Origin of the sequence: Amycolatopsis sp. NBC_01488 (assembly GCF_036227105.1) — a bacterium.
Taxonomy (GTDB): domain Bacteria; phylum Actinomycetota; class Actinomycetes; order Mycobacteriales; family Pseudonocardiaceae; genus Amycolatopsis.
The window spans coordinates 2,854,617-2,870,853 of the sequence record NZ_CP109434.1 but is presented as its reverse complement, the minus strand read 5'-3'; the positions used below and the strand labels follow the sequence as shown (position 1 = coordinate 2,870,853).

Annotated in this window: 17 protein-coding genes; 5 read left to right on the top strand and 12 right to left on the bottom strand. The window is 70.0% G+C overall.

Features of this window, described 5'->3' with window-relative positions:
- Positions 1 to 31 precede the first annotated feature (31 nt).
- Positions 32 to 583, top strand: coding sequence for a DedA family protein (locus tag OG738_RS13910; RefSeq protein WP_329054189.1), 552 nt, complete (start codon positions 32 to 34; stop codon positions 581 to 583).
- On the opposite strand, the gene OG738_RS13905 is transcribed toward OG738_RS13910, so the two are convergent.
- Positions 570 to 1,211 carry a peroxiredoxin-like family protein gene (locus OG738_RS13905; protein WP_329054187.1) on the bottom strand — a complete coding sequence of 214 codons (642 nt, stop codon included), beginning with the start codon at positions 1,209 to 1,211 and terminating at the stop codon, positions 570 to 572. The genes OG738_RS13910 and OG738_RS13905 overlap by 14 nt on opposite strands.
- A gap of 59 nt (positions 1,212 to 1,270) precedes the next feature.
- On the opposite strand from OG738_RS13905, the gene OG738_RS13900 reads away from it, so the two are divergent.
- Complete coding sequence (locus OG738_RS13900; RefSeq protein WP_329054185.1) at positions 1,271 to 1,876, top strand: TetR/AcrR family transcriptional regulator; 606 nt, start codon at positions 1,271 to 1,273, stop codon at positions 1,874 to 1,876.
- A 28-nt stretch (positions 1,877 to 1,904) separates the two neighbouring features.
- On the opposite strand, the gene OG738_RS13895 is transcribed toward OG738_RS13900, so the two are convergent.
- Positions 1,905 to 2,813 (bottom strand): LysR family transcriptional regulator, encoded by a 909-nt coding sequence (locus OG738_RS13895; RefSeq protein WP_329054183.1) that lies wholly within the window; start codon positions 2,811 to 2,813, stop codon positions 1,905 to 1,907.
- Positions 2,814 to 3,044: 231 nt separating this feature from the next.
- On the opposite strand from OG738_RS13895, the gene OG738_RS13890 reads away from it, so the two are divergent.
- Complete coding sequence (locus OG738_RS13890) at positions 3,045 to 3,941, top strand: EamA family transporter (RefSeq protein WP_329054181.1); 897 nt, start codon at positions 3,045 to 3,047, stop codon at positions 3,939 to 3,941.
- Here OG738_RS13890 and OG738_RS13885 read toward each other — a convergent pair.
- The gene (locus tag OG738_RS13885) at positions 3,938 to 4,582 is read right to left on the bottom strand and encodes a DedA family protein (protein ID WP_329054180.1); all 645 of its coding nucleotides are present in this window, start codon (positions 4,580 to 4,582) and stop codon (positions 3,938 to 3,940) included. The genes OG738_RS13890 and OG738_RS13885 overlap by 4 nt on opposite strands.
- Before the next feature lie 179 nt (positions 4,583 to 4,761).
- Between OG738_RS13885 and OG738_RS13880 the strand changes: the two genes are divergently transcribed.
- Positions 4,762 to 5,133 (top strand): YciI family protein, encoded by a 372-nt coding sequence (locus OG738_RS13880; protein ID WP_329054179.1) that lies wholly within the window; start codon positions 4,762 to 4,764, stop codon positions 5,131 to 5,133.
- A complete protein-coding gene (locus OG738_RS13875; protein WP_329054177.1) occupies positions 5,130 to 6,359 on the top strand; it encodes an RNA polymerase sigma factor in 1,230 nt (409 codons plus the stop codon). Before OG738_RS13880 ends, OG738_RS13875 begins: the two co-directional genes overlap by 4 nt.
- Positions 6,360 to 6,368: 9 nt before the next feature.
- On the opposite strand, the gene OG738_RS13870 is transcribed toward OG738_RS13875, so the two are convergent.
- The 9 genes from OG738_RS13870 to OG738_RS13830 all read right to left on the bottom strand — a co-directional run bounded on the left by OG738_RS13870 (position 6,369) and on the right by OG738_RS13830 (position 16,216).
- Positions 6,369 to 7,481: an ABC transporter ATP-binding protein gene (locus tag OG738_RS13870; protein ID WP_329054175.1), complete on the bottom strand. Its 1,113-nt coding sequence runs from the start codon at positions 7,479 to 7,481 to the stop codon at positions 6,369 to 6,371.
- The gene (locus OG738_RS13865; protein WP_329054173.1) at positions 7,478 to 8,473 is read right to left on the bottom strand and encodes an ABC transporter ATP-binding protein; all 996 of its coding nucleotides are present in this window, start codon (positions 8,471 to 8,473) and stop codon (positions 7,478 to 7,480) included. The genes OG738_RS13870 and OG738_RS13865 overlap by 4 nt, the downstream gene beginning before the upstream one ends.
- Before the next feature lie 6 nt (positions 8,474 to 8,479).
- A complete protein-coding gene (locus OG738_RS13860; RefSeq protein WP_329054172.1) occupies positions 8,480 to 9,403 on the bottom strand; it encodes an ABC transporter permease in 924 nt (307 codons plus the stop codon).
- Entirely contained in the window at positions 9,400 to 10,401 is a 1,002-nt protein-coding gene (locus OG738_RS13855; RefSeq protein WP_329054171.1) for an ABC transporter permease, read from the bottom strand. Before OG738_RS13855 ends, OG738_RS13860 begins: the two co-directional genes overlap by 4 nt.
- 86 nt (positions 10,402 to 10,487) lie before the next feature.
- Positions 10,488 to 12,158, bottom strand: a complete 1,671-nt coding sequence (locus OG738_RS13850) for an ABC transporter substrate-binding protein (protein ID WP_329054170.1) — start codon at positions 12,156 to 12,158, stop codon at positions 10,488 to 10,490.
- A 332-nt stretch (positions 12,159 to 12,490) separates the two neighbouring features.
- Positions 12,491 to 13,024, bottom strand: coding sequence for a uridine kinase family protein (locus tag OG738_RS13845; RefSeq protein WP_329054169.1), 534 nt, complete (start codon positions 13,022 to 13,024; stop codon positions 12,491 to 12,493).
- 4 nt (positions 13,025 to 13,028) lie between these two features.
- Positions 13,029 to 13,463 carry a DUF2304 domain-containing protein gene (locus tag OG738_RS13840; RefSeq protein ID WP_329054167.1) on the bottom strand — a complete coding sequence of 145 codons (435 nt, stop codon included), beginning with the start codon at positions 13,461 to 13,463 and terminating at the stop codon, positions 13,029 to 13,031.
- Positions 13,464 to 13,475: 12 nt separating this feature from the next.
- Positions 13,476 to 14,177, bottom strand: a complete 702-nt coding sequence (locus OG738_RS13835) for a glycosyltransferase family 2 protein (RefSeq protein ID WP_442875939.1) — start codon at positions 14,175 to 14,177, stop codon at positions 13,476 to 13,478.
- Between the two features lie 59 nt (positions 14,178 to 14,236).
- Entirely contained in the window at positions 14,237 to 16,216 is a 1,980-nt protein-coding gene (locus OG738_RS13830; RefSeq protein ID WP_329054165.1) for a DUF6541 family protein, read from the bottom strand.
- Positions 16,217 to 16,237: the final 21 nt, after the last annotated feature.

Genomic DNA, 16,237 nt, shown 5'->3' with positions numbered 1-16,237 from the left:
TTTCCGGGTCCCGCTGGCGGTTAATGGAGATGTGGACGCGACTACGGCGGGATTGCTGGTGCTGTTCGTCGTCTCGCTGGTGCCCCTGCTGCCCACCGAGGTGACGCTCCTCGGCATGGGTGTCGAGGCGGCCCAGGGCGGGACGTCGCTGGCGCTGGTGATCGCCGTGTCGTCGGCCGGGTGCCTGGTCTCGGACCAGGCGCTCTACGCCCTCGGCCGGTTCGGTGGCCGGGCGGCGCTGGACCGGCTGAGCCGGCGGCGCAAGATCGCCGCCGGCATCGACTGGCTCGACGGGCGGTTGCAGCGCCACCCCCGGCCGGTGCTGGTGGTGGCCCGCTGGCTGCCGTCGGGCGGGACGGTCGGTGCCCTGCTGGCCGGCTCGCTCCGGTGGCCGATGGCGGAGTTCTTCACCGCGTCGGCCGTCGGCATCACGCTCTGGACGTCGTACGTGGCCTTCCTCGGCTACGCGGGCGGCCAGATCATCACCGAACCCGGGATCAGCATGCTGCTCTCCCTCGGCGTCGCCCTGATCCTGGGTTCGGTGATCACCTACGGCGTGAAGCGCGGCGCTAAAGCGATTTAACAGCTTGGAGGATGTCCGCCGGCTCGGTGCGCGTCGTGTAGTCGGGGTGGACGTCGACGAACCGGATCACCCGCTCGCGGTCGACCACGACGACCGCCGGGTGCGCGAGTTCCCAGTCCCCGTTGTGCTTCGTGAGGTCGGCCCCGATCTTGACCATCGTGGGACGCACGTCGTCCCCGACCGTGAACGTCAGCCCGAACGTGCGGGCGACGACGTTGCCGACGTCCGAGAGCACCGGGAAGCTCAGCTCGTTGGACTCCTTCACGGCCACCGAGCCGTCCGGCAGCTGCGGGCTGACCGCGGCCAGCCGAGCCCCGTGCTTCCCCAGCTCGGGAACCACTTCGGCCTGGTACGCGCGCAGCGTCAGGTTGCAGTACGGGCACCACTGCCCGCGGTAGAAGACCAGCACGGCCGGGCCGTCGGCGGTCAGGTCGTCGAGGCTGACGGCGGTGCCGTCGGCGTCCGGCAGCGAGAAGTCCGCCGCGGTCGCGCCGATCCCGGCGAACTTCGCCGATTTCGCCGCTTCGACCAGGTCCCGCGGGTGCTTCGTGAGCGTCGCCGCCAGATCGGCGGGCCACACCTTCATGCCCTCGGTCCGGAAGTCGGTCAGGGCGTTGTTGAGCGTCATGGATGCCCCCAGTTCGTTGTACTGATCGGTACAGTGTGGCCGACTGTACTATTCAGTACATGGAGGCGCAAGCGGCTTCGACCCCGCGCGGCAAGCGGACCCGCGACGCGATCGTCGACGCCGCGGCGGCGCTGATGTACGTCGACGGCGTCGCGGGCACGAGCGTCGACAAGGTCCTCGCCGCGAGCGGCGCCGGGAAATCGCAGATGTACCACTACTTCAAGAACAAGGATCAGCTGGTCGCGGCCGTGATCGACCGCTACCTCGAGCAGATCCTGGCCAACCAGCCCGCGATCTTCGAGCTGACGTCCTGGGCGGACTTCGAGACGTGGACCGAGCAGCTGCTCGACGTCCACCGCCGCGCGGGCGGGCCGATCGCGTGCCCGCTGGGCAACCTCGCCGGCGAGGTGGGCGACAACCCGAAGCTCGCGCCGCTGGTCGACCAGGCCTACCGGACGTGGGAATCTCACCTCACGCGCGGCCTGATCACGTTGCGGGACAAGGGAGAGCTGGCTCCCGACGCCGACCCGGCGCGGCTGGCCCAGGCGGCGATGACGTCCGTCCAAGGTGGACTGCTGCTGGCCCACATCCGCCACGACCTCACGGCACTGGAGGACGCGCTGCGGATCGCGCTCGCCTACCTGCGCGGTCACGCTCGTGAGTGAGAAACAGGGTTAGCACACTGTTTCTCACTCACGAGCCGGTGAGCTGAGCGACCTCCGCGCGCAGTTCGTCGATCACCTGGGCCACCGCCGGACGCTGCCGGGCGCCCGTGCGGCAGACCGCTTCCACCAGCCGGGCCGCGCGGATCCCCGCCAGCGGCCTGCTGACCAGGCCGCTGCCGCGGCGGGTGTCGATCGTGTAGCGCGGGACCAGCGCGATCCCGTGGCCCGCCGCGACCAGCCGCTCGGTGATCCGGAAGTCGTTGATCCGCTGGACCACCACCGGCCGCACGCCGGTGCGGATGGTCAGCGAGCGCAGCACGTCGTCCACCGGGAAGCCGTGGTCGACGCCGATCCAGCGTTCGTCGGCCAGCTCCGCCAGGTCCACGCGCCGCTTGGCCGCCAGCCGGTGCCCCGCCGGGAGCGCGACGTCGAGCGGCTCCCGCAGCAGCGGCACGACCTCGAGGCGGCCATGGTCGAACTCCGGCGCGTGCTCGTCCCGGTGCGCGACGACGACGTCGTAGTCCGCGACCAGACCGGGCACCTCCGGCGGCGTCATGTCGACGTCCCGGACGTCGACCTCCAGGCCGTCGTACCCGGCGACGCGGGTCAGCAGGCCCGGCAGCAGCATCAGCCCGGCCGACTGGAAGATCGCGACCCGCACGCGGCCGCGCGGCGCGCTGCGGTAGGTGTCCAGTTCGGACTCCGCGCGTTCGAGCGCGGCCAGCACCTCGTCGGCGCGGGCGACCAGCGCCCGGCCGGCGTCGGTCAGCCGCAGCCCGCGCCCGGCGGGTTCGGTGAGCGGCAGCCCGACCTCACCCTGCAAGGCGCGCAGCTGCTGCGAAACCGCGGACGGCGTGCAGTGCAGCGCCCGCGCGGCCGCCGTCACGCTCCCGCGGTCGGCGAACTCGCGCAACGTGCGCAGTCGACCCAGATCCACGGACCCAGCGTAGTTGAAGCGCGACTACACAATGGCGACGCTTCCGCGGCCGCCGCTTCACGATCGCGGTGCCCGATCCCGGCCGCGCGGCGAGGGTGCGCACCGACACGTCGAGCGCCGCGACCGTCCACCGATCGGCCAGGTCGCGGCCGGCTTTCGTGAAGCGCGGCTACACGGTCCCTGCAGATATTCTCGCTGGTCCTTCACGATCCCGGTCGGCACAGTGGAGGCATGCCCACCCGTGACCGCCTGCTCGCCGTGCTCGTCGCCGTCCTCTGGGGCCTGAACTTCCTCGCCATCCACGCGACGCTCGGCCAGTTCCCGCCGGTGTTCGCGGGCGCGCTGCGGTTCGCCGTGATCGCCGTGCCGACGATCCTGTTCGTGCCGTGGCCGAAGGTGAAGGTGCGGTACCTGCTCGGCTACGGCCTCGGGTTCGGCACCGGGCAGTTCGCGTTCCTGTTCATCGCGATGGACACCGGGATGCCGACCGGGCTGGCGTCGCTGGTGCTGCAGGCGTCGGCGCCGTTCACGGTCCTGCTCGGCGCCGTCTTCCTGCGCGAACGCGTCACGCCGCACCAGCTGGCCGGCATCGCGCTGGCCGTCGCCGGGATGGTCGCGATCGCGTGGCAGCAGTCCGGGCACGCGGCCCTGCTGCCGATGGTCCTGACGCTGCTGGCCGCGCTGAGCTGGGCGTTCGGCAACCTCAGCACGCGCAAGGCGGAGCCGGACAACCCGCTGCACTTCACGCTGTGGATGTCGGTGGTGCCGCCGCTGCCGATGTTCGCGCTTTCGCTGGTCATGGAGGGCCCGGCCGCGCAGTGGCGCTCCCTGACGACGCTCGGGACGCCGACCGGCCTGACCGCGCTCGGCGGGCTGGCCTACGTCGTGCTGATCGGCACGGTCGTCGGGTCGGGCCTGTGGACGACGCTGATGCGGCGCAACCCGGCCGGCGTCGTCTCGCCGTTTTCGCTGCTGGTGCCGGTGGTCGGGCTGACGGCGTCGTTCCTGATGCTCGGCGAGCGGCCGACGGTGCTGGAGATCGTCGCGGCACTGGTCGTGATCGGCGGCGTGCTGCTCGGGTCGCTGCGGCCGGTGCGAAAGCGCGAACCGGAGCTCGTCGCGGTCTAGGCAGTCGGCTTGCCGACTTCCTGCTTCTCTTCTTCCTCGTGCTTGCGGCCGAGGCGCTTCTTCATCACGAAGAAGACGACGATGCCGATCACGATGGCCGCGACCAGGCCGTACTTGGAGAAGTTGCCGAGCCACTCTTCGGCGACGACGCCGAGGTAGTAGACCAGGACCGTGGTGCCGCCCGCCCAGGCGATGCCGCCGAGCGCGTTGGCGAGCAGGAACTTCGGGTAGTGCATCTTCAGCGAGCCGGCGAGCGGGCCGGCGAGGATGCGCAGGAACGCGATGAACCGGCCGAGGAAGACGGCCCACATGCCGCGTTTGTTGAAGATCCGTTCCGCGTTGGCGATGTGCGTCGGACCGAAGTGCTTCGGGAATTTCCGGCCCGCCCAGGCGAACAGCCGCTGCCCACCGGTCTTGCCGATCAGGTAGCCGATGCTGTCGCCGATGATGGCGCCGGCGCTGGCCAGGACGGCGATCCACAGCGGGCTCAGGGTGCTGTGCTGCGACGCGAGCAGAGCCGCGCTGACCAGCACGATCTCACCGGGCAGCGGAATGCCGAGGCTCTCGATCATGATCACCGCGCCGACGATCAGGTACACCGCGAGCGGCGGGATCGCCTCCAGCCATTGATCGACGTGCACTGCCCGTACCCCCTGGTACTTCGTCCGGTCTCTGCTTTCCGAAGGGTACCGGGGGTGGCCCGCTCGGGGCGGCCTACTGAGGTATTGCCGCCCGTACGACTTAGGTCGGGGTCCACCAGGTTGTCCACAGACGTCGTCCTCATGTGGACAACTTCGGGGACGACGTCGAGGATGTCGAAGTGAAGTACGTGGTCCTGATCTACGGCAACCCCGACTCCCGCGCGGCCTGGGAGGGCATGAGCGACGACCAGCGCGCCGCCGGGCTCGCCCACTACCGGCAGCTCAACGACGACCTCGACGCGTCCGGCGAACGCATCGTCTCCGAGCGGCTCGCCTTCCCGGAGCTCACCACCCGGGTCAGCGTCGGGGACCGCGGCACGATGACCACCGACGGCCCCTTCGCCGAGGCCAAGGAGTTCCTCGCCGGCTTCTACCTGCTCGACTGCGAAAGCCACGAACGCGCGGTCGAGATCGCCGCGCGGATCCCCGAGGCCGCGTTCGGCGTGGTCGAGGTGCGGCCGGTGATGGGGCTGCACGGGCCGGAGCTGTGACCGAGGTCGAGTGCCTGCTCCGCGAGCTCGCGCCCCAGGTCCTCGCGGCGCTGGTCCGGCGCTACGGCGGCTTCGACACCTGCGAGGACGCCGTCCAGGAAGCCCTGCTGGCCGCGTCGCGGCAATGGCCGGTCGACGGCGTTCCCGATCACCCGAAGGGGTGGCTGATCACGACGGCGTCCCGGCGGCGCGTCGAGCAGTTCCGCAGCGACACCGCCCGGCAGCGGCGCGAGCAGGCCGTCGCGCTGGCCGAGCCGCCGGATCCGGAACCCGTCGCCGGGGTCGACGACACCCTGACGTTGCTGCTGCTCTGCTGCCACCCGTCGCTGACCCGGCCGTCGCAGGTGGCGCTCACCCTGCGCGCGGTCGGTGGCCTGACGACGGCGGAGATCGCCCGCGCCTTCCTCGTCCCCGAAGCGACGATCGGGCAGCGGATCAGCCGCGCGAAGCAAAGGCTGCGCGGGGAACGGCTCACCGACGACGGACGCCCGGAGCGGCTGGCCGCCGTGCTGCAGGTGCTGTACCTGATCTTCACCGAGGGGCACACGGCCAGCTCCGGCGACGCGCTGAGCCGCGTCGAGCTGACGACCGAGGCGATCCGGCTCGTCCGCCGGCTGAAGGCGGAGCTCCCGGACGACGGCGAGGTCACCGGCCTGCTGGCCCTGATGCTGCTGACCGACGCTCGCCGCCCCGCGCGCGTCGACCCGGCCGGCGCGCTCGTCCCGCTGGCCGACCAGGACCGGACGCGCTGGAACGCGAAGTTCATCGACGAGGGCGTCTCGCTGATCACAGACGCGCTGGCGACGGCGCCGGTCGGGCCGTACCAGCTCCAGGCGGCGATCGCGGCGGTCCACGACGAGGCCGCGACGGCCGCCGAGACCGACTGGCCGCAGATCCTCACGCTGTACGACCTGCTGCGGGTCGTGGCGCCGGGACCGATGGTGACGCTGAACCGGGTGGTCGCGTTCGCGCAGGTCCACGGCCCCGAAGCCGGACTGGCCGAGCTGGCGGGCACTTCCGGCCCCGCCTTGGAGAAGCACCACCGGGTCGACGCCGTGCGAGCGCACCTGCTGGAGCAGTCCGGTGACGTCGCGGGCGCGCGGGAGGCGTACCTGGCCGCCGCCCGGCGAACGCTGAGCCTGCCCGAGCAGGCCTACCTGCAGTCGCGAGCCGCGAAACTCCAGCCACTTTCACGTGGAAGCGGCGAACCCGCCACTTCCACGTGAAAGCTCCGGCTAGAGGATCTCGGCGGACGTCCCGATGTCCGGCGGCCCCAGGTCGGGGTTCAGCGCCCCGGTGAGCTCGACCAGCTCCGGCTTCACCTCGTGCGGCTGGATGCGCCCGTCGCGGATGTCCTCCGCGTAGTGGCACGCCACCCGGTGCCCGCCGCCGATCTCACGCAGCTGCGGGCGGTCCGTGTCGCACAGGCTCGCCTGCTTCCACGGGCAGCGCGTGTGGAAGCGGCAGCCCCTCGGCGGGTTCGCCGGCGAAGGCAGGTCACCGGCGAGCAGGATCTGCTCGCGGGTGTCCTCCACCTGCGGGTCCGGCACCGGGATCGCCGACAGCAGCGCCCGCGTGTACGGGTGCAGCGGATCCCGGTACAGCGAGTCCGCGTCGGTCTCCTCGACCAGCGCACCGAGGTACATCACGCCGATGCGGTCGGAGATGTGCCGCACCACCGCGAGGTCGTGCGCGATCACCACGTACGTCAGGCCGAGCTGGTCCTGCAGGTCCTCCAGCAGGTTCACCACCTGGGCCTGCACCGAAACGTCCAATGCGGACACCGGCTCGTCGGCGACGATCAGGTCCGGCTCCACGGCCAGCGCCCGCGCGATGCCGATGCGCTGGCGCTGCCCGCCCGAGAACTCGTGCGGGTACTTCCGCAGCGACGTCTCCGGCAGGCCGACCGCGGCCAGCAGCTGCCGCAGCCGCCGCTGGGTGGCGTCCTTGTCCTTGTCGAGGCCGTGCGCGTGCATGCCCTCGAGCAGGATCGACTCGACCGACTGCCGCGGGTCCAAGCTGGACATCGGGTCCTGGAAGATCATCTGCATCCGGCGCCGGGCCTTCCGCAGCTCCTCTCCCTTGAGCTTCGCGACGTCCGTGCCGTCGAACTTCACCGAACCGGCGGTCGGCTCGTTCAGCCGCAGGATCGCCCGGCCCAACGTGGACTTGCCGCAGCCGGATTCGCCCACCAGGCCGTAGGTTTCGCCGCGGCGGATGGCGAGATCGACGCCGTCGACCGCGAACACGTGCCCGACCGTCCGGTCGATCACGACGCCGCGCTTGATCGGGAAGTGCACCTTGAGGTCGGTGACCTCGAGCAGCACGTCACCAGCAGGACGGGTCATCGGGTTCCTCCTCCCGCCGCGACCGCCGGCCGCACGGGGTTGTGACAGCGCAGCAGCCCGCCCTGGTCGGGCACCAGCTGCGGCTGGACCTCACGGCAGACCGGCAGCGCGTTGGGGCAGCGCGGCGCGAACGCGCACCCGTGGTCCCACGGGATGTTGTCGGCCACCGAACCCCGGATGGGGATCAGCTTCTCGCCGCGGCCCGCGTCGAGCCGCGGGATCGAGGCCAGCAGGCCGTGCGTGTACGGGTGCCGCGGTTCGCCGAACAGCTGGTGGCGCTGCGCGCGCTCGACGATCTTGCCGCCGTAGAGCACGTTGACCTCGTCGCACAGCCCGGCGACCACGCCGAGGTCGTGCGTGATCATGATCAGCGCGGTGCCGGTGTCCTGCACCAGTTCCCGCAGCAGCGCCAGGATCTGCGCCTGGATGGTGACGTCCAGCGCGGTGGTCGGCTCGTCGGCGATGAGCAGCCGCGGCCGGCACGCCAGCGCGATCGCGATCAGCGCGCGCTGCCGCATCCCGCCGGAAAGCTGGTGCGGGTACTCGGAAAGCCGCCGCGTCGGGTCCGGGATGCCGACCTTGTCCAGCAGGTCGGTCGCTTCGACGGACGCCGCCTTGCGCGACATCCCGCGGTGCCGCTCCAGCACCTCGGTGATCTGCAGCCCGATCGGGATGACCGGGTTCAGCGAGGACAGCGGGTCCTGGAACACCATGCCGAGGTCGCGGCCGCGGCGGTCGCGCATGTCCTTGTCGGACAGCTTGAGCAGGTCGGTGCCTTCGAAGCGCACCGAGCCGCTGACCTCGTTGCCGCGCCGGGCCAGCAGCCGCATGATCGCCAGCGACGTCACGGACTTGCCGCAGCCGGACTCGCCGACCAGGCCGACCGTCTGGCCGGGTTCGACGTCGAAGCTGACGCCGTCGACCGCGGCGAACGACCGCTCGCCACGGCGGACGAAGTTGACCGTCAGGTCACGGACTTCAAGGAGTGCCATGGGTGCTCACCGCCTGTTCTTCGGGTCGAGGGCTTCGCGGAGGGATTCGCCGACCAGCGTGAACCCGAGCGCCACGATGATGATCGCGATCGCCGGGTAGTACGCGAGCTCGGGACGGACGTCGAGGAACTGGTGCGAGGCCTTGCCCAGCATCAGTCCCCACTCCGCCCGTGACGGGTCCGGGTCGCCCAGACCGAGGAACGACAGCGCCGCGGCCTCCAGGATCGAAGTGGCCAACGTGAGGGTCGCCTGCACGATGACCGGGCCGAGCGAGTTCGGCAGCATGTGCCGGAACACGATCGTCCCGCGTTTGACGCCCAGCGACGTCGCCGCCAGCACGTGGTCGGCATCCCGTTGCGACAGCATGGAACCGCGCAGCAGCCGGGCGAAGATCGGCACGCCGATCATCGACACGGCCAGGATGACCGTCCACTGGCTCGGCTTCGCGAACAGCGCCGCGATCGAGATGGCCAGCAGCAGCGACGGGAACGACAGCATGACGTCGACCAGTCGCATGAGGACGGTGTCGACCCAGCCGCCGAACGCGCCGGCCAGACCACCGATGATCACGCCGATGAGCACCCCGACGATCGTCGCGAGCACGCCGACGATCAGGGTCTGCTGGGCGCCGGCGATCAGCCGCGACAGGAAGTCGCGGCCGAAGTCGTCCACGCCGAGCGGGAACCCGGCCTGCGCGCCCGGGATGAAGTTCGGCCGGATCTGGTCGCCGAGGTAGTGGACGTCCGGGTCCTTCGGCTCCAGCAGGGGCGCGAAGATCGCGACGATGAGGAACAAGCCGGTGATGACGCCACCGGTGATCGCGACCGGGCTGCGCAGCATCCGGCGGAGTGCGTCCCCGCCGAGGCTGCGGCCGCTCGCCGCGGCGAGCTTGTCGATCGGTTCCTTCTTCTTGTTGAGCAGAGTGTTCATCGCACACGCACCCTCGGGTCGATGATCCCGTACGAGATGTCGACCAGCATGTTCACCAGGACGTACACCACGGCCCCGAACAGCAGCAGCGCCTGCAGCCGGGGGTAGTCACGCCGTTCGATCCCTTCGGCCAGCAGGAAGCCGAGGCCGCGGAAGTTGAACACCCGCTCGGTCAGCACGGCGCCGCCGAGCAGCGCACCGGTCTGCAGGCCGATGGTCGTGACCACCGGCAGCAGGCCGTTGCGCAGGACGTGCCGGGTGCGGACCACCTGCTGCGTCAGGCCCTTCGAGTTGGCCGTGCGGATGAAGTCCTCGTTGAGGACGTCCAGCACCGACGCGCGGGTGATCCGGGTGATCACCGCGAGCGGGATGGTGGCGAGGGCGAACGCGGGCAGGATCAGGTGCTTGATCGCGTCCCAGACGGCGTCCCACTCGCTCGTCATGATGCCGTCGAGGATGGCGAAGTTGGTGATCGCCGTGGCGTCGAGGCCCGCGGCCTGCCTGCCCTGCGACGGCAGGCCCAGCGGCGCGGCCAGGATGTCCTGCATCATGTAGCCGAGGAAGAAGACCGGCACCGCGACGCCGATCAGGCTCAGCACGATGATCACGTTGTCCACCGGCCCGCCGCGGAACCGCGCGGACAGGTAGCCGGCCGGGATGCCGAGGACGACCGCGATGATCATCGCGGACATGCCCAGCTCGATGGTCGCCGGCAGGAAGGTGGCGATCTCGCCCATCACGGGCTGGGTCGACACGAGCGAGTTGCCGAAGTTGCCGGTGATCGCCCGGCCGAGGAACCCGAAGTACTGGATGAAGATCGGCTGGTCGAGGCCCAGCACGTGGTTGAGGTTGGCGATCTTCTCCGGCGTCGCCTTGTCACCCAGCAGGGCGGCGGCGGGGCCGCCGGGCAGGGACCGGAGCCAGGCGAAGACCAGGATGGACAGGATGAAGAGCGTCGGGATCGCTTGTAGCAGCCGACGCACGAGGAAACGGAGCACTTGCAGTCCTTTGTTGCCAGCCCGGGATCAGGCGCAGGGGGTGGGTGCGGTAGCACCCACCCCCTGCCTACGGCTGAAATCCAGAATCAGCTCACGGTCACGGTGTTGAAACGCTCGTCGGTGAGCGGGCTCGCCACCAGACCCTTGACCTTCGGGCCGACCACGATCGCCGGGGTCGGGTACGCGATCGGGACCGCCGGGAGGTAGTCCATGATCTGCTTGTTCACTTCCTGGTACGCCTTGGCGTGGGCGTCACCGGCCGGCGAAGCGTCCGCCGCGCTCAGTGCCGAGAACAGCTGCGGGTTGCTGAACCCGAACTCCTTCTTCTCCCGGCCGAAGAACGTGCCGACGAAGTTGCCGGCGTCGTTGTAGTCACCGGTCCAGCCGAGCAGGTGCAGGTCCTGCTTGCCCGCCTTCTGCACGTCGTCCTTGTAGCCACCGTTCCACGGCTCGGCGTGGGCCTCGATCTTGATGCCGATCTTCTTGAGGTCCTCGGAGATCGCGGTGAAGGTGTCCGCCGGGTTCGGCATGTACGGCCGGCTGACCTCGGTCGGGTAGTAGAACTTGAGCGTCAGGTCGGTCGCGCCGGCCTGCTGCAGCAGCTGCTTGGCCTTCTCCGGGTCGTACGGGTACTTCGTCACGTCGTCGGTGTAGCCCGAGATGACCTTCGGGACGAACTCGGTCGCGACCTCGGAACCCTCGGCCAGCTTCGACTTCACGAACTGCTCGCGGTTGATGCCGTAGGCCAGCGCCTGGCGGACCTTGACGTCCTTGAGCTTCGGGTTGTTGGCCTGGTTGATGCCCAGGTACAGCACGTTGAACGACGGGCGGATGAGCACCTGCTCGCCGTCGTTGCGCAGCAGGCCGTAGTCCGCCGGGCTCGGGTAGTCGTAGCCGTTGATGTCGCCGGCCTTGAGCGCCTGCTTGCGGGCGTTCTCGTCCGGGATCACCTTGAAGATCAGCTTGTCGAGCTTCGCCGGCGACGGGCTGGTGTCGTTGCGCACCAGGGTGATCTCACCCTTGGCCTGGTCCCAGCTCTCGAACTTGAACGGGCCGGTGCCGACCGGGTGCTTGTTCGCGTAGTCGCTGTAGGTGAACGAGTCACCGCTCTGGGTGACCGTGTCCGCGTTGTACTGCTTCAGCGCGGCCGGGCTCGAGATGGCGAACGACGGCAGCGTGAAGGCCGCCGGGAAGGCGCCCTTGGCCTTGTTCAGGTTCAGGACCGCGGTCGTCGGGTCCTTCGCCTCACAGCTCTTGTAGACCGGGTCGCCGGTCGCGTCGCCCTCGTTCTTGGCGAAGCCCTCGAAGACGTCGCCGTAGTAGATCATCTGGCTCTGGGCGGCGGCGCCCTTCATGTTGTACCAGCGGTCGAAGTTGAAGCAGACCGCCGTGGCGTCCATCGGGGTGCCGTCGGAGAACTTCACGCCGGACTTGAGGGTGAACGTCCAGGTCTTGCCGTCGTTGCTCGACTCCCACTTCTCGGCGAGGGAGGGCTCGAGGTCGGCGGTGCCCGGCTTGTTCTGGATCAGCGTGTCGTAGATCTGCCGCGTGATCCGGAAGGTCTCGCCCTCGTCGTTGAACGCGGGGTCGAACATCTTCGGGTTACCGGCCGCACCGAAGATCATCGTGCCTCCGGTACCACCCCCGGCGCCCTCGTCACGCTTGGATTGCGCACAGGCGGACAGCGAAACCGCGAGCGCGCCGGCGAGCCCGATCAGGGCCACGCGGCGTGTTCGGGTCAGCCGCAATTGCTGCATCTGGCACCCCTTGGGAGATGTTCGGGTTCAAAGTCACCGTCCGGTCGGTCAGGAACTCGGGTGGACGGTCGGTGTGCCCAGCGACACTAGCGGGAAGTCGGCCCGGGCTTAAGTACGTGAGGTTACGATCGCGCTACGTGGGCGTCGATTTGACCGCAATGTGTCCATAAATCGCGACAGAATGTGACCATTTTAGGTCAACCGCTCCGCCCAGTGCCGGATCACTAACTCAGATGGCGGTACCACCGTTAGCCCGGACGTGGTGGAGGCACGAAGTTTGCTTGATCGATCCGGAGCGGTACGTACACGCACGGTGACCGTTCGGTTTCCGACTAAAGTCGGGTTCCGGCGGCGTCGGGAGTGCCGTCGACGGCGAACCAGCCCCGCTCGAACCGTTGCCAGCGGCCCAGTTCGGCCCGTGCGGCCTCGCCGTCGCGTGCGGTGGCACGAGCCAGCCGCTCGGCCTCCGTTCCGCCGGAGAGCCAGCAGAGGTGCGAAAGCAGGGTTCTTACCGAAGTGCGTCCACACGAGACACCTTCCAGCACCAGCACATCCGGCACGGGCACCCGGACGAGCTCACCCGGCCGGGGCGTCCCACCGGACCAGTCCATCCGCCGGTAAGCGCCTTCGACGCCGTTCGCCAGCGGCTCGAGAACGCCGTCGACCAGCCGTGGCCACCAGGAAACCGGGTCGTCCCACGTCGCGAAGGCGTCGGTGCTCACCAGCTCGGTCCGGCACCCGCGCGAACGCAGTTCTTCGACGACCCGAGCGGCCAGAGTGGACTTTCCGGCGCCCGACGGGCCGTCGACGGCCAGCAACCGCACCGCCCCCAACCGGGCGGGCGCGGCGAGCAGGGCTTCGATCACCCGGTCACTTGCTGACGCGCTCGACCTCGGGCAGCCCTTTGACGTCGTCCGGCGCGGTGGTCCGCGCCTCCAGCTCGGTGATCCGGGCGGCCAGCTCGCGCTTGGCGTCCTCGAGTTCGCAGCGCAGCAGCGCGATCTCCTCGACCGACGTGCGCACCTCTTCCTCCAGGTGCCCGACCTCGGTGGACAGGTGCAGCGACACCAGGGCCAGCACGACGCCGGCGAGGAGGAAGACGAAGTTCGACGGCGTCTGCACGCCGGTGTGCTTGGCGAGGAACTCGGCCGCCTGCGGCAGCACCGCGAGGACGACCACGCCGACCGCGACGACGAGCCACACGCCCGCGTACTTCTCGCGCAGCTTCCGCCGCCGCATCATCTCGAGGACGACGAAGAGCACCACGCAGGCGACGACGATGCTGAGGATGCGCCAACCGGCCATTTCTGCTTCCCCTTACGCCGAGTCGGAGGAGTCGACCGCGGGCCGGCGGCGCACCAGCGCCAGCAGCAGCGCGAGCCCGGCCCGGCTCAGGTAGACGGCCGACTTCACGGGCGAGTGGCTGGGCGTGCCACCCGCGCGCTCCCGCATGACGACCGGGATCTCCTTGATGGTCAGCTTGGCCCGGATGGCCATCACCAGCGACTCCACGGTGTCCCCGAGGTACTCTGCCGGGTAGTAGCCGGCGAACAGCCGGATCGCGCGTGGCCCCATCGCCTTGAACCCCGACGTGACGTCGGTGAGCTTGGTCTTCGCCAGCCGCGAGAACACCAGCGACAGCGCGACCATCGCGTACTTGCGCGGCCCGCTCGCCTTGTAGGAGCCCTTGCCGGCGAACCGGGAGCCGATCACGATGTCCGCGTCGTCCAGGCCGCGCAGCAGCGCGTCGAGCTCTTCGGGATCGTGCTGGCCGTCCGCGTCCACCTGCACGACGACGTCGTACCCGCGCGCGGCGGCGTAGCGGAAGCCGGTGCGCATCGCGCCGCCGACGCCCAGGTTCACCGCGAGCCGCGCCACCTCGGCGCCGGCCGCGCGGGCGAGCTTGGCGGTGTCGTCGACCGAGCCGTCGTCGACGACCAGCAGGTCGCCGTCCGGCAGCGCGCGTTTCACCTGCTCGATGACCGAAGCGACGCTCGCGGACTCGTTCAACGCGGGCATCACGATGAGCACGCGGCGGCTGGTCACGGAGGTGCTGGACACGCGATCACTCTAGCCTTTCACTGCCCGTTACCGGCCGCGGACCCTGGAGCCGCCCCAGCTGCGACAACGCCCTGCTGGCCTTCGATCTCGTACACGGAAGCGCCGGGGTTGCGGAACACGACCTTGAAGCCGGGGGTCGTGTCGAGGTGGCTGAGGCCGGGTCCGCTGTTCGTGTCCGGCGTGACCTTGCCCTTGCCGACGAAGACGTAGCGGACCTTGAGGTTCGTGAGCAGTTCCCGCACGTGCGGGAACCGGTCGATGTCGTCGAGGTAGACGCTGAGGTAGCCGGCCGGGGTGTCCATCTCGGCGCCGTAGAAGGTCCACTCGACCGGCTGGACGCCGTCGAGCGCGTACATCCAGACCGAGCCGTCGGCCTTGCCGTTCATCACCCGCTCGCCCGGCGCGACGTGCGCGGCGAGCCAGTCGAACGCCTGGCGCTCGTCGTTGCTGACCGTCGGCCCGGGGCCGTAGTTCATCTGCAGCCGGGCGGCGTTGCGGCCGATGTACCCGCCGCGGCTCAGGCCGCCCACGACGACGACCAGCAGCACGACGCCGACCGTGGTGAGCGTCGCCGGGGAGAAGTTCGGCAGCCGGGTGCCCGCCTTGCGCGCGAACCAGCGGGCCGCGGTGTCGGTGAACTCGCCGAACGCGACCGCGCCGGACAGCGGGACGAGCGCGCCGATCCGCCAGTGGTCGTTGTAGAAGATGCCGGTCAGGGCGTGGATGAGTGGCGTCTCGAGCGAGACGGTGGCCGCGAACAGCCCGCCGAACACGACGTAGGCGGCGACCATCCACAGCATCCGCCGGTGCCGGACCAGCAGGAAGATCCCGATCAGGGCCGGCACGCCGATCCACCACTGCGGGAACGCGGCCATCGGCGAGAACGTGAGCGTCTCGCCGAGCCCGCCGGTCACGGTCGCTTCGGAACTCCAGAACGCGCTGGTCACGCCCCCCGCGTTGTACAGCGAAGGCAAGGCCAGCGGCAGCCCGCAGAGGACGGCGAGCGCCATCGTGGCCCCGAGCGAGGCCGCGGACCGGCGCCAGTCGATCCGCTCGAACTTGAAGAGCACGGCGACCAGGATCAGCAGGAAGTACACGACGACGACGAACGCGACGCTGGTGTGCAGGCCGATCAGGCCGGCGACGCCGATGCCGATCGCGACCGGGCCGGCCACCCCGCGCGGCTCCAGCAGCAGGCGGCCGAGCGCGAGCATCGCCGGGATCAGCGCGACGCCGGCGACGTAGGGCCAGAGCGGGCCGCGCCACAGCGAGTCGTACGGGAAGTTGGTGAACGACGCCGACACCGCGGCGGCCGCGGCGACGGCCAGGGTGGGCATCCGCCAGACGTGGCACATCGCCGCGACGCCGATCGGCACGCACAGGATCACCGTGAGCGCGCCCATGTTCAGCGTCGGCATCATCGCCAGGCCGGCCTTGTCGAAGACCAGCGCGAGCAGGGCGTGGTAGGTGTCCGGGTAGAAGTAGTTCGTCTGGTTCGGCAGGTTCGCGATGGTGCCGACCGTCGACGGCCGGGCGTCGCCGTGCTCGGCGATCCAGCGCACCAGGTTGGCGTGGAAGGGCGCGTCCCAGCCCTGCTGGACCTGGTTGAGGCCGCGGGCGCCACGCAGGAACGTGACGATCCCGACGAGGCTGCCCGCGCCGACACCGGCGCCGATCAGCAGGTGCTCGCGCAGGGACCGCGCGGGGGCCGCGACGGCGGCGTCCTGCTCGGCCCAGTCCGGGTGGCGCCGGGCGGTGAACCGCTGCACCAGGAAGGCCAGCCCGAAGCCGACCGCCGACAGCACGAGCGTCCACAGCGCGACGTCGAGCGTCGTCCAGCGGATGCCGAGGCCGCCGAGCACCGGCACGCCCAGGCTGACGATGCCGAAGGTGAGGATCGGCGCGGCCGCGGCGAGCAGCCAGCCGCGCAGCCGGATCGCGGCCCCGAAGACGAGGCCCGGCAGCCAGAAGGCGAGCACGACCAGAAGTACGTTCATGGTTTTCCGCTGTCCAACCTC